Origin of the sequence: Corynebacterium sp. MSK004 (assembly GCF_030232515.1) — a bacterium.
Taxonomy (GTDB): Bacteria; Actinomycetota; Actinomycetes; order Mycobacteriales; family Mycobacteriaceae; genus Corynebacterium; species Corynebacterium hesseae.
This window is the reverse complement of the sequence record NZ_JASPKB010000012.1, coordinates 1-12,414: the sequence shown is the minus strand read 5'-3', so window position 1 is coordinate 12,414 and position 12,414 is coordinate 1. Positions and strand designations below refer to the sequence as shown.

General features: G+C 58.7%; 10 protein-coding genes and 1 other RNA gene. 9 read left to right on the top strand and 2 right to left on the bottom strand.

Annotation, left to right across the window (positions count from 1 at the left end; genetic code table 11):
• Window positions 1–136 precede the first annotated feature (136 nt).
• Window positions 137–516, top strand: a transfer-messenger RNA (tmRNA) gene (gene ssrA / locus QP999_RS12510).
• A gap of 114 nt (window positions 517–630) precedes the next feature.
• Here the strand turns inward: ssrA and QP999_RS12505 are convergent.
• Window positions 631–1,830 carry an IS1249 family transposase gene (locus QP999_RS12505; RefSeq protein ID WP_269949031.1) on the bottom strand — a complete coding sequence of 400 codons (1,200 nt, stop codon included), beginning with the start codon at window positions 1,828–1,830 and terminating at the stop codon, window positions 631–633.
• A 188-nt stretch (window positions 1,831–2,018) separates the two neighbouring features.
• Entirely contained in the window at window positions 2,019–3,086 is a 1,068-nt protein-coding gene (locus QP999_RS12500; protein ID WP_070684185.1) for an LLM class flavin-dependent oxidoreductase, read from the bottom strand.
• A gap of 202 nt (window positions 3,087–3,288) precedes the next feature.
• Between QP999_RS12500 and QP999_RS12495 the strand changes: the two genes are divergently transcribed.
• The 8 genes from QP999_RS12495 to QP999_RS12460 all read left to right on the top strand — a co-directional run bounded on the left by QP999_RS12495 (window position 3,289) and on the right by QP999_RS12460 (window position 11,979).
• A complete protein-coding gene (locus tag QP999_RS12495) occupies window positions 3,289–3,939 on the top strand; it encodes a DJ-1/PfpI family protein (RefSeq protein ID WP_284848418.1) in 651 nt (216 codons plus the stop codon).
• 181 nt (window positions 3,940–4,120) lie between these two features.
• Window positions 4,121–4,606 (top strand): GNAT family N-acetyltransferase, encoded by a 486-nt coding sequence (locus QP999_RS12490; protein ID WP_070530305.1) that lies wholly within the window; start codon window positions 4,121–4,123, stop codon window positions 4,604–4,606.
• A 301-nt stretch (window positions 4,607–4,907) separates the two neighbouring features.
• The gene (locus QP999_RS12485; protein WP_070562792.1) at window positions 4,908–6,578 is read left to right on the top strand and encodes an AbgT family transporter; all 1,671 of its coding nucleotides are present in this window, start codon (window positions 4,908–4,910) and stop codon (window positions 6,576–6,578) included.
• A 4-nt stretch (window positions 6,579–6,582) separates the two neighbouring features.
• Window positions 6,583–7,932, top strand: a complete 1,350-nt coding sequence (locus tag QP999_RS12480; protein ID WP_284848417.1) for a M20 family metallopeptidase — start codon at window positions 6,583–6,585, stop codon at window positions 7,930–7,932.
• A 171-nt stretch (window positions 7,933–8,103) separates the two neighbouring features.
• Entirely contained in the window at window positions 8,104–9,135 is a 1,032-nt protein-coding gene (locus tag QP999_RS12475; RefSeq protein WP_284848416.1) for a siderophore ABC transporter substrate-binding protein, read from the top strand.
• A 35-nt stretch (window positions 9,136–9,170) separates the two neighbouring features.
• On the top strand, window positions 9,171–10,172 hold the full coding sequence (locus tag QP999_RS12470) for an ABC transporter permease (protein WP_284848415.1): 1,002 nt from the start codon (window positions 9,171–9,173) through the stop codon (window positions 10,170–10,172).
• Between the two features lie 35 nt (window positions 10,173–10,207).
• The gene (locus tag QP999_RS12465) at window positions 10,208–11,227 is read left to right on the top strand and encodes an iron chelate uptake ABC transporter family permease subunit (protein ID WP_070530293.1); all 1,020 of its coding nucleotides are present in this window, start codon (window positions 10,208–10,210) and stop codon (window positions 11,225–11,227) included.
• On the top strand, window positions 11,224–11,979 hold the full coding sequence (locus tag QP999_RS12460) for an iron ABC transporter ATP-binding protein (RefSeq protein WP_284848414.1): 756 nt from the start codon (window positions 11,224–11,226) through the stop codon (window positions 11,977–11,979). Before QP999_RS12465 ends, QP999_RS12460 begins: the two co-directional genes overlap by 4 nt.
• Window positions 11,980–12,414 lie beyond the last annotated feature (435 nt).

Below are 12,414 nucleotides of genomic sequence, written 5' to 3'. Positions count from 1 at the left end.
GGGTGCTTATGAAAGCTATGCCTCATGTGGCCTGGGGTGAAGCTTGCGGGAATAGGGGCGGGTGCAGTAGCGTTGAACGAACCGTAGGGCGCGCAAAGGCGCGTGCTGCGCAGCTTTCACAGCAATGTGTAATCGAGGGGTCGACATGGTTTCGACTTCGTACATTGAGCCAGGGGAAGCGTGCCGGTGCAGGCTAGAGACCACCGTTAAGCGTCGTAGCAACCAATAAACGCAGAGAAGAACTCTCAGCGTGACTACGCCCTCGCTGCCTAATTTCAGCGACGCGTGTCTGTCAGCCTAGGTTTGGTTCCTGACCTAGATCCTGGCATCGACTAGGGAACTTGCCTGACCGGTTTGTTGTTCGGCCGGTTGGGGACTTTAAGAGCAACTGGGCCCATCATCCGGAGCGAGTTTGCCCGAGCCGGAGGGCCGAGTAGAGATCCTGTGCAGACTGCGCACGGAGAAGCCCTGGCGAGGTGACGAAGGACCCGGGTTCAATTCCCGGCGGCTCCACTGAAGAGCAAGAAACCCGCTGGTCATAACGGCCAGCGGGTTTGGCCTAAACGACAAAACGTGTTGTTTTCCGGCGTGTCGAGTTAAACGACAGATTGTGTTGGTGGGGGTTGGGGTTTAGCGTATGTGACCTTTACGTATTCCCATAGAGTGGTTGTAGGCAGTGTCGATGGCGCTGTCGTAGGTTGCTGGTCGGCCGTCTTCATGGCCGCTGGTGGCTTGTGTTTCCTGGTCGGCTAGGGTTTGTGCTTTGGCGAGTGCGTCCTGGCCCCAGTTTTGCTGCCTGGCGATTTCTACGGGGTCGTCAGGCAGCTGCGTGTGTAAGTACAGCCACCAGTCACAGGCGATGCGTTGTTGCTCGTCGCGCAGTCCTCGGTGGGCGTGCATCAGTTTCTTGATTTGCGAGTTCACTCCGCCTTCCAGGCTGTTGGTTGTGCGCTCTAAGCGTTGGCCTTCTTTAGCTTGGGTGAGGTAGGCAAAGAGGTGTCCGTGTTGACTCATTTTCTTCAGCTGTAGGTAGATTCCGCGGTGAACATCGTGGGTGTACCACCATTTTTTGTTGCCACGTTTGGATTTAGGAATCTGCTCGAAAGGGACGTCTTTGACGTAAGTTCTGGCTTTGAGCTGGGTGCTAAATACAGTGCCGAATTGGTGTAGCTTGGCAGTCCATTCGGCTGCTTCATCTAGGTTGGTAACGGCTAGCAGTTCGAAGGAAAGCCGTCGCAGTGCTTTGCCCATCGGCGAGGTGGGGTGCAGGCCTGTGGCGCGCTGAATGTTGCGTTTGACGTGGACAATGCAGCGTTGAACCGGGGTATCAGGCCACAGGCGGCGTAGTGCTTTAAGTCCTCCGGAATCCCCATCACAGGTCACCAGTTGTGGTGGGGCTAGTTCGTCCAGCAGGCGCATGTATGACCAGGAGGATTCCTTAGTGCACCAGAACCAGTTGATGACATGGCAGGAGTCAGCAGCCACGACAAGGCACTTGGTGTTGAAGTAGGTGCCGTCGATGAAGATTTGATCGTAGATTCGCTGCTTATCAACGCTTCGGGGAGGTTGGATAAGCCAGAACGTTTTGAACCGGCGTTGCAGAGTTCGTGATGAAACTCCGCAGGTCTTAGCTGTCTCTGTCAGGCTGTGGCCTGACATGAGCCACGAGATGAAAAGGCGAAACCATTTTGCTTGAACTGCGTCGTCATTGGTGCGGGTGAAAGTGGCCTTGCAAGTGCGGCATCGCCATCGTTGGCGACCAGTACTTGTCGTTCCGTATTTGATGCACACCCCGCTACAGACGGGGCATCGAGGATGATTCTTACTCATCCTCTCATCGTGAACCTAGGCAGCTAGCACACCGGCACTTCCCCGGCAGTATTTCCGGCCCGAGACTGGGGTATCCCTCCGGATAAGTGAAATCATCCTAATACCAGCACGCCAGACCAGCTAACCACCCAACCTCACCAACACATCCTGTCGTTTAGGCCGCGGGTTTCTTGTGTGAAGGGGGTGGATTAACCGATCGGGTAACCGGTGACCGGGCCCTCAGTGTTTGGCTGCCAGCCCAGCGCAGGGGCGATATGGGTGGCGAAGCTTTCGAGAATCTTCACGTTGACGTCCACGCCCATGCCGGTCGGGATGGTGATCAGTAGGGTGTCGGCGGACATGACGGCCGGGTCGGCCTTGAGCTGCTCGATGAGCTTGTCGGGCTCGGCGGCATAGGTGCGGCCGAAGGTGGACGCACCGACGTCGGGCAGCATGCCCACTTGGTCGGAGCCGGAGGCCTGCATGCCGAATCGCTGCATATCGGCGCCGTCCACGATGGGGAAGATGGAGCGGGAGACGGACGCGCGCGGGGCCCAGTCGTGGCCCGCTTCCTTCCAGGCAGCACGGTAGCGGCTGATCTGGTCTGCCTGGATCTCACCTAAGGTCGCGGCGGTGGTCTCGGAAACCAAGGTGGAAGACATCAGGTTCAGTCCGTCCCTGGCGGTCTGCTCTGCCGAAGTATGAGTACCGGAGCCGTAGAAGATGTGCTTGCGTAGATCAGGGGCAATGGGGAAGACAGGGAGGGCGGAGCCGGGCTGGAACATATTCGGGTACTGGCGGTCTAGAGGTGCGGCGGTGGCAAACCCGTTGCCGTCCACCGCAGCCATGAACGCCTCGAGGTGAGCTCGTGCCACGTCCGCGCCGTTGGGGGCCTCGCCCTTGTAGCCGAAAGCCTCCCAACCACGCTCGGCAACCTCCGGGGTGCCGCGCGAGACGCCCAAGGCCACGCGGCCGCCGGAGATTTGGTAGAGGGATGCGGCCTCTTCGGCGAGGTAGAGTGGGTTTTCGTAGCGCATGTCGATCACGCCGGTGCCCACCTCAATGTTCTTGGTGGTGGCGGCGACTGCGCCGAGCAGCGGCATCGGGGCTGAGGCTTGCGGTACGAAGTGGTGGACGCGGAAAGACGCGTTGTTCACGCCGATCTCATCTGCAGCCTGGGCGATTTCCAGGTGGATCTTCGCGACTTTTTCGGCGGACGGTCCACGCTGGCCGCCGAAGGCGTAGTGTCCGAAGCTTAAGAATCCGAATGCTTTCATTGGCTAAACACTCCTATTGGTGACGTATCAACAACCAGGGTAGCGCCCCATCAGCAGATTGTCACGGTCTAAGGCTGCTCCGCCAAAATCCCCAGTTAGAAAGCGTTCTATCTGGGGTCTCTTCGTGTGTGGAGCCGCCGGGAATTGAACCCGGGTCCCAGATGCTCGTCCGTGCTCATAGGGCCTGCTTTAGGATGGCCGCATGGATACCGAATCTCTCCGCATCGCTGTCGTCTTGTTTGAAGGCTTTGAGCTTCTCGACGTCTTCGGACCCGTCCAGCTGCTTCAAGCGGTGCCTGACATCACCGTGGTTTTCGCCGGGCCGACGGGCGAGCCAGTTGCAAGCTCGCAGGGCGTGGAAGTGGTGCCGACGATTTCTTATGGGCAGATTGGGCTGACCGACGCTCTCCTCGTTCCCGGCGGTAAAGGAACCCGGCAGCTCGTAGGGGACGAATCTTTTCTGTCGTGGCTTCGTGGGTTGGGCGCACAAGCACCGTGGGTTGCCTCCGTGTGCACGGGTTCTGCGGTCTTGGCGGCAGCGGGGCTTTTGGAAGGCTACGCCGCGACGAGCAACAAGCGTGCCTTTGCGTGGGCGAGCTCCTTCGGGGAGTCCGTGATTTGGAAGCCCAAGGCGCGGTGGGTGCAGGACCGTAATCGGTGGACTTCCTCAGGCGTGGCGGCGGGGATGGATATGACGGTCGCACTCATTGAGTACCTCAGCTCCGAAGCTGTTGCCATCGACGCTGCCAACTTTGCGGAATTCGAGCCGCATCGCGATTGCGAGTGGGATCCTTTCGCCCGGCTTTATGGGCTGGTGCCCTCGAGCGTTGACGACGCTGAATGCGGGGAGTGACGTCTGGGAAGCCGATGACGCTCACGGTAGATAAGGTGCTAAAAACGGTCGATTTTGGGCCACTATTTACCGTGAGTGTAGCGATGGGTGAAAAGCGCTCTTGGTGAGAGGGCGCTCGGAACTTCGTCGTCAGCAGAAGCGTTAATGTTCTAGTGACTGATCAAATCTTGCGTGGTGAACTATGGCGATAAAGATGCCTATCGACTTAAGGCCGCTTCGTGTCGAGGATGCTACCGAGATGGCTACTGTGCTTTCCAGCCGTGCCCTGTACACGTTTACGGGTGGTGAGCCGCCTTCTGCTGATGAGCTTGCGCGACGGTACGCGTTCCAAACCCGAGGCGGCTCGAGCGACGGTACCGAAGAATGGATCAATCTCATCGTCACCCTCGGTTCGAGTAAGCAACCGATAGGTTACGTCCAGGCGACTGTGCCCCGCAGCGGTGATGCGACGGAGATCGCATGGGTGATTGGGAAACAGTGGCAGGGGCATGGATACGCCAAGGAAGCCGTGAAACTGCTTAGCGCTTATCTTGCGGAGCGAGGCATTACGCATCTCATCGCTCATATCCATCCCGAGCACTTAGCCTCACAGCATGTCGCTGCCTATGCAGGGATGAGCCCCACGGCACAGGTCGTTGACGGCGAAGTCCGTTGGGAGCGCAGATAGTCTCCAACAAAATCGTGAAAAGCGAGCATCATTGCCAACTCAGGGCTAATGGACACCTCTCAGTGTTGTTCACGGTAGATAAGGGGCTAAAAACGGCGTCGATTTTGGGGCGCTATTTGCAGTGAGCGTAATGAGAATCCCGTGAGGGGTGTAGGGGCGCGGGGCGAAAGCGGAGGACGGCTGGCCGGGAAAATGTGACGAAGAAGGAAAATATTTGTTACCCAAGTTACATTCCCGTGGTAGCCTTTCCCCAACAGTGTGACGTGGAGCACTGGGACTGACCCCTACGACAGGAGTACCCATGAACAGCCCATCCAATGCAGCGCCACAAGGCGGCGCTGGTACCGCGGAAAAGCCGAAGTCGCATCCCGCAAAGGCTGAGCAAAAGCAGAGCCAACAATCCAGCGGGGGAATGCTGGATAAGTTCCTCAATGGTGTCGAATACATCGGCAACAAGCTGCCGGAGCCCTTCACCATCTTCCTGATCCTCTTCCTGATCACAGGTGTGCTTTCCACCATCATGGCGAAGATGGGCGTGGAAATTAAGATTCCCGGTAGCGATGAAATTCAGCCAGTTAAAGGCCTGTTCACCGGTGAGGGGCTGACCTGGTTCACCACGACAATGGGGGAGAACTATATCAACTTTCCGCCGCTGGTGACGGTACTTCCCATCATGCTGGCGGTAGGTGTGGCGGAGCGCTCCGGCATGCTCTCGGCGCTCATCCGTAAGCTCTTCGGTTCTGCGAAGCCGTGGCTGCTGCCCTATGCGGTCGGCGTCATCGGCGTGACCGCTTCGGTCATGGCGGATGCCGCCTTCGTTATCGTCCCGCCGCTGGCGGCGATGGTCTTCAAGGCCGCGGGCCGCCACCCAGTGGCTGGCCTGATTGGTGGCTTCGCCGCCGTGGGCGCTGGCTATTCCACATCCTTGGTGCCGACTTCCTTGGATGCGCTCTTTGCCGGTATTACGACCGCGGTCATGGAGACGCTGCCGAATACCGACTTCGCGCCGGTTAACGCCATGTCGAATTACTACTTCAACGTGGCCTCCTCCATCGTGCTGGGTGTGCTGGCTGGTTTCATCATCGACAAGGTCATCGAGCCGCGCATGTGGCAGCAGGAAGTTCCCACTGAGGAAGATATTGATCCCGAGGACGCCGCTGAGCGTGGTGACCGCGATGAAAACGGCGAGGAGCTCACCGCTGAACTGCGCCCGGCCGAATCCAAGGGCCTCATCTGGTCCGGTGTGGCCACGGTCATCCTCACCGCTATCATCCTCTTCGCGGTCCTTCTACCAGAATCGCCGTGGCGCAATGAGGAGGGCAGCTTCTTGCCCAAGTCCCCGCTACTGAATTCCATCGTCTTCATCGTTTTCGCCTACTTCTTGGTGCTCGGCGTTGTCTACGGCAAGGTTGTGGGCACGGTCAAGGGGATCACCGACGTCGTGAACATGATGATCGGTGCTCTCAAAGACATGATGAGCTTCCTTATTCTGGCCTTCATCCTGGGCCAGTTCGTGGCGCTCTTTGCGTGGACCGGTATCGGTACCTTTACTGCCGTGAAGGGTGCGGCCTTCCTCGAATCCATCGGGCTTACCGGCTTCCCAGCCATTTTCGCCTTCATCGCGCTCGCGTCGTGCCTGAACCTGCTGATCATTTCCGGTTCCTCCATGTGGACGCTCATGGCAGCGGTCTTCGTTCCGATGTTTGCCCTGCTGGGTTATGAGCCGGCCTTCATTCAGGGTGCGTTCCGCGTTGGTGATTCCGCGACCCAGATCATCACCCCGCTGAACCCGTACATGATCGTCATGCTTGGCTTCCTCCAGCGCTATGAGCGCGGGGCAGGCCTGGGAACACTGATGTCGCGCCTTGTGCCCTTCGTTATCCCGTTCTTTACCGCTTGGGCAATTCTGCTGGCCATCTGGTTCTATGTGGACCTTCCGCTGGGACCGGGCAACAACGTCATGATTGGTTAATCGAATGGGCGAACGTAACAATCCGTCGACAGCGTATTTGGAAGCGATGGAGGAGGGCGTCGCCAAGCGCGTGGCGTCCGCCGCCCCACCGGAAAAGCACGGAGAGGACTACCCGGGCCAATCGCGGCTCTGGGACGCTGCTGCCGCACAGGCAGATGCCCTGCGGGAGCAGGCAGCGCACATCGTTGCGGATCTGCACGCCCACCCCGAAACCGCTTTTGAGGAGCATCGCTCCATGGCGGTACTCGCGGATCTCGTGGAGGAGCATGGTTTTTCCACGCGCCGCGGGGCCTATGGTGTGGAGACCGCGTTCGAAGCCTCGTGGCAGAGCGCAGATTTCGATCCCGAGCAGCATCCCACCGTGGCCATCCTGGCGGAATATGATGCCCTGCCACATATTGGGCACGCGTGCGGGCACAATGTCATCGCCGCGGCAGGTGTTACTGGTTTTCTCGCTGCAGTAGCCGCGCTTGACTCTGCTCCTTCCTTATCCGGCCGCGTCCTTCTCCAGGGCACCCCAGCGGAGGAAGGCCATTCCGGCAAGGAATACATGATTCGCGGCGGCAGCCTCGACGGCGTGGATGCCGCGGTGATGATCCATGGCTTTGGTTATGACATCGGCGCGCACGCCTGGGTAGGCCGCCGCATCTTGCGTGTGACATTTCGTGGTGTGGCTGCACATGCGAGCTCCCAGCCGTTTATGGGTCGCAATGCCCTCGACGCTGCGAGCTTGGCCTACCAGGGCATTGGTCTGATGCGGCAGCAGATGCCGCCTTCGGATCGTGTGCACGCCATCATGAGCGGTGGTGACCGCCCTTCCATTATTCCGAGCGAGGCGGAGATGACTATTTACGTGCGCTCGTTGGGAACGTGCACGCTCATGGATTTGTCCGCCAGGGTGGAAGATATCGTCCAGGGTGCAGCGCTCATGGCCGGCGTTGAGGTGGATGTGGATTGGGACGAGCATCCGATGACGCTGCCCGTGCGCAACAATGCGGCGCTGGTGGACCGCTGGACGGCGACGCAAGTGCGCCGGGGGCGCACCGCGCTGCCCGCTGGGACGGTGCCGGATACGGTGGCTGCCTCGACGGACTTCGGCAACGTGTCCCACCTAGTTCCGGGGCTACACCCGATGGTGCAGGTTTCACCCACCGACGTGGCCTTGCACACCGAGGACTTCGCCCGCTGGGCGGCCACGCCGCAGGCGGTGGATGCGGCTGTCGATTCGGCTGCCGGGTTGGCGCAAGTAGCGCTAGATTTCTTGGTGGACTCAGACTTTCGCCGTGCGGCGCAGGAAGACTTTGACAGGGAAGGGCCGGTATCGGTGGCCGACCTCATCGCGGAGAAGGGGTAGTGGGCCGCGTTCTTGTAATGGCACGTCACGGGGCGTCGCCCAGCGTATGCGTACCCCCGCGATGAATTAAGAAACAATTGTGTGCTTGAAAGGTAAGCCTTACATAGGTTAGGTTATGCGCTGACATTATTTGCCAGCTGTGGTTAGCCACACCTAATATGCAAGGAAGCTATGTTTACTCTTTCTCGCCGTGCCGCAGGCGCGACCGTCACCAAAGTTGCCGCCACCCTCTCCGTGGCTGCGCTCGCTCTAACGGGTTGCTCCGCAAACCAGTCCCAGGATTCTGCTGAGCCGACCAACTCCGCAGCCGCGGACTCCTCCACGATCACGCTGGAGGATAACTTTGGTTCGAAGGAGGTCGCGCTACCGGTAGAGAACCCCGCGGTGACGGATAACCGCGCCTTCTCCGTTCTGGCTCAGTGGGATATCGACCTTGCCGCCGCGCCGCTTCCGCTGGTGCCGAAGTCCCTGCGTGATACCTACAACAAGGACACCGTCGAGGTTGATCTGGGCTCCCATAAGGAACCGGACCTTGAAGGACTCGTGGCGGCGGAGCCGGACGTGGTGTGGAACGGTCAGCGTTTCGAGCAGCACCAGGAGGACATCGAGAAGCTGCTCGAAGATGTTCCAGTTGTTGACTTCGAACCGCGCGATGACAAGGACTTTTTCGAAGAGCTCAAGCGCCACACCGAGGCGCTGGGCCAGGTCTTTGGTCACGAGGAAGACGCTGAGAAGCTCATCGCGGACTTCGACGCTGCCGCTGAGCGCGCTAAGAAGGCCTATGACCCTGAGCAGAAGGTGATGGCCGTGAATACCTCCGGTGGTGAAATCGGCTACATCGCCCCTGGTATCGGGCGCGTGTATGGGCCGGTCTTCGATTTGCTCGGCCTGACCCCAGCCCTAGAGGTCGACAATGCTTCTGACGACCACGAGGGTGACGATATCTCCGTTGAGGCGATTGCTCAGTCCAACCCGGATTGGATCCTCGTTATGGACCGCGACGCTGCCATTTCCAAGGAAGGCGAGCAGGTCACCCCGGGTGAGAAGCTGGTCAAGGACAATGCGGCGCTGAAGAGCGTGAGCGCGGTAAAGGACGGCAACGTTTACGTGGCGCCGAATGACACCTACATTGATGAGTCCATCATTACCTACACCGAGATCTTGAACGCGCTTGCCGACGCCTTCGAGAAGGCCCAAGCCTAAACAGTTCTGCGTTAGCGAAGGAGAAGATTCACAACGTGACGGTGAAGAGTAGCGCTGCTGCACAGCGGCCAGCCGCGAACAAGCGCAGCTCGCGCGGTTCTGTGCTGACCTGGAAGCTGGGCCTTGGCGTACTTGGCGTCGTCGCGCTACTCCTCCTTTCCCTCATGGTGGGCGAGTACAGCATCCTCGATAACGAGGATGGCTGGGACATGTTCTTCACCACTCGCGTGCCGCGCACCGTAGCGCTCGTCTTGGCGGGCGCTGCGATGGCAATGAGCGGTTTGGTTATGCAGCTGCTGACTCAAAACCGCTTCGTGGAACCCACGACGACGGGTACCACCGAGTGGGCCGGGTTAGGCCTACTCTTTTCCCTTATCCTCTTCCCGCACGCATCGGTGTTGGTGAAGATGATCATTTCGGTGCTCTTCGCATTTGTGGGCACCATGGTGTTCTTCGCGTTCTTGCGCCGCGTGGCGTTGCGCTCTTCACTCATCGTGCCGATCATCGGCATCATGCTGGGCGCGGTCGTCAGTGCGGTATCGTCCTACGTGGCGCTAGCGACGGATACCTTGCAGCAGCTCGGCATCTGGTTCATGGGATCCTTTACCTCTGTCTATGAGGGGCAATACGAAGTCCTGTGGATCGTGCTGCTGGTTTTGCTGGCGGTGTATTTCTACGCGGATAAACTCACCGTCGCCGGGCTAGGGGAGGACATCGCCACCAATATCGGCCTGAATTACCAGCGGATGATCCTGCTGGGAACCGGCCTCATCGCGGTGGCGACGGGCGTGGTCACCGTCGTCGTTGGCGCCCTGCCTTTCCTGGGCCTCATCGTGCCCAATGTGGTGAGCATGGTGCGCGGCGATGATCTGCGCTCTAATCTTCCGTGGGTCTGCCTGCTCGGCATCGCCACGGTGACCTTGTGCGACCTGATTGGCCGCATCATCATTGCCCCGTTTGAGATGCCCGTATCGGTCATCCTGGGCGTTGTGGGTGCTATCGTTTTCGTCGTCTTGATCGTGAGGTCGACCAAGTGAGTGTGAGTATCTCTATCCCTGCGACGAAGGAAGCTGTGCAAGTTTCACGAGCCCGGCGAAACGTGGGCAGCTTCCAGTCTGCGGCTGCGGCGCGAAAGTACTGGATCATCCTCGGTGCTTTGATCTTCGCCGGGCTGCTCTTCGCCTTCGGCCTCTTGGCCTATGACAACCCCATGGACTTTGGGACCCGGAAGTGGTGGCTCATTGCGCGTCGCCGCGCTGATGCGGTGACCGCCATGGCGGTTGTCGCCGTGTGCCAAGCAGTCGCCACGGTGGCTTTCCACACGGTGACCAACAACCGAATCCTCACGCCCTCCATCATGGGCTTTGAATCCTTGTACGTGGCCATCAATACGGCTACGGTTTTCTTCCTCGGTGCTGCCGGCCTGACCCAGGCGCGGACCATGGGAACCTTTCTCATGCAGCTCGTGCTCATGGTGGCGCTGTCTGTGGTGCTGTATTCGTGGCTGCTGACTAGCCGCCGCAACAACATGCATGCGATGTTGCTCGTGGGCATCATTATCGGCGGCGGCCTCGGCTCGTTGGCAACGTTTATGCAGCGCATGCTCACCCCCAGCGAGTTCGACGTGCTCACCGCGCGGCTTTTTGGCTCCGTTAACAACGCGGAAAGTGAGTACTATCCCATCGCGATTCCGCTGGTCATTGCGGTGACACTGTTGATGTTCCTCAACTCCCGTCAGCTCAACGTGTTGGCATTAGGAAGAGATGCCGCCACAAACCTGGGCGTTAACCACAAGGTCAACGCCATCTACACGCTGATTTTGGTCTCCATCCTCATGGCCACGAGCACCGCGCTCGTTGGGCCCATGACCTTCCTCGGATTCCTCGTAGCAACGTTGGCCTACCAGGCGGCGGAGACTTATGACCACCGTTTCCTCTTCCCAATGGCTATTGCCACCGCCTTCGCTGTACTCACCGGCGCCTACTTCCTGATGGAGCACGTCTTTTATGCACAGGGCGTGGTCTCCATCATCATTGAGTTGGTGGGCGGCAGCGTCTTCCTCCTGGTCATTCTGCGAAAGGGCAAGCTGTGATCAAGCTTTCCAATGTCTCGAAGTCCTACTCCGGCGAGGCCAACATCGGTCCCATCGATCTGGAGATCCCCTCCGGTGGCATCACGGCCCTCATCGGTCCGAATGGCGCGGGCAAATCTACGATGCTGACGATGATTGGTCGGCTTCTCGACGTCGACGAGGGCACCATCGAGGTCGCCGGCTACGACGTCGCTTCCACGAAGTCGCAGGATCTGGCAAAGATCCTCTCCATCCTGCGCCAAGAAAACCACTTCATTACCAAGCTGACCGTGCGCCAGCTGGTGAGCTTCGGCCGGTTCCCTTACTCAAAGGGGCGACTGACTGCAGAAGACGAAGAGGTAGTCTCGCGCTACATTGACTTCTTCCGCCTTGGCGAACTGGAGAACCGCTACCTCGATGAACTCTCCGGCGGCCAGCGACAGCGCGCCTACGTGGCGATGGTGCTGTGCCAGGAGACGGACTACGTGCTTCTCGACGAACCCCTCAATAACCTCGACATTTCTCATTCGGTCGAGATGATGAAGCACCTGCGAAAGGCCGCCAAGGAATTCGGCCGCACGATCATCATCGTGTTGCACGACATCAACTTCGCTGCCCGCTACGCCGACTATATCTGTGCGGCCAAGGACGGTAGCATCGTTGCCTTCGGTGGGCCGGAGGACATCATGCGCGATGACATCCTGACTCCAATCTTTGAAACTCCCATCACAGTCATCGACGGACCGGATGGGCTCTTGGCCTGCTACCACTAGCTATTAACATTCGGGTGGACTGCCCGACAGTCAGAAAACCGCCCCAGGAAGAGCGCCAAAATGCGTATTTTCCTGGGGATTTGTTGTTTGTTGGGGGTGTGCGTATATTTATCCGAGTCGCCGCGAGGTAGCCGGGAGGTTAACTGGTGGTAGATGTTCGGACAATGTTTGTTCGGCGGGTTTGACTTTGGTTGAGCTTGTTGGGTAAGGTTGTTCGGGCCGCTGCAGAGAGGTTAACGTTTGGTTAATTTTGTTTGTGGTGTGCGAACGATGTTTGAGAACTCAATAGTGTGCCAATGTACTTTTTGTGTTGGTTGATTTTATTCATGCTGGCCGTGATGCATTGTATGTGTGTTGTGGTTGGTGTATGCCGGATGGCGCTTTTCCTTTAGCGGCGTCATTGTAAATAACATAAGTTGTTTGGGCGTAAATGAT

Bases quoted from the DNA above. Each gene is read 5' to 3' on its own strand.
- QP999_RS12505 (WP_269949031.1), bottom strand. From the start codon at position 1,830: ATGAGTAAGAATCATCCTCGATGCCCCGTCTGTAGCGGGGTGTGCATC.
- QP999_RS12500 (WP_070684185.1), bottom strand. From the start codon at position 3,086: ATGAAAGCATTCGGATTCTTAAGCTTCGGACACTACGCCTTCGGCGGC.
- QP999_RS12495 (WP_284848418.1), top strand. From the start codon at position 3,289: ATGGATACCGAATCTCTCCGCATCGCTGTCGTCTTGTTTGAAGGCTTT.
- QP999_RS12490 (WP_070530305.1), top strand. From the start codon at position 4,121: ATGGCGATAAAGATGCCTATCGACTTAAGGCCGCTTCGTGTCGAGGAT.
- QP999_RS12485 (WP_070562792.1), top strand. From the start codon at position 4,908: ATGAACAGCCCATCCAATGCAGCGCCACAAGGCGGCGCTGGTACCGCG.
- QP999_RS12480 (WP_284848417.1), top strand. From the start codon at position 6,583: ATGGGCGAACGTAACAATCCGTCGACAGCGTATTTGGAAGCGATGGAG.
- QP999_RS12475 (WP_284848416.1), top strand. From the start codon at position 8,104: ATGTTTACTCTTTCTCGCCGTGCCGCAGGCGCGACCGTCACCAAAGTT.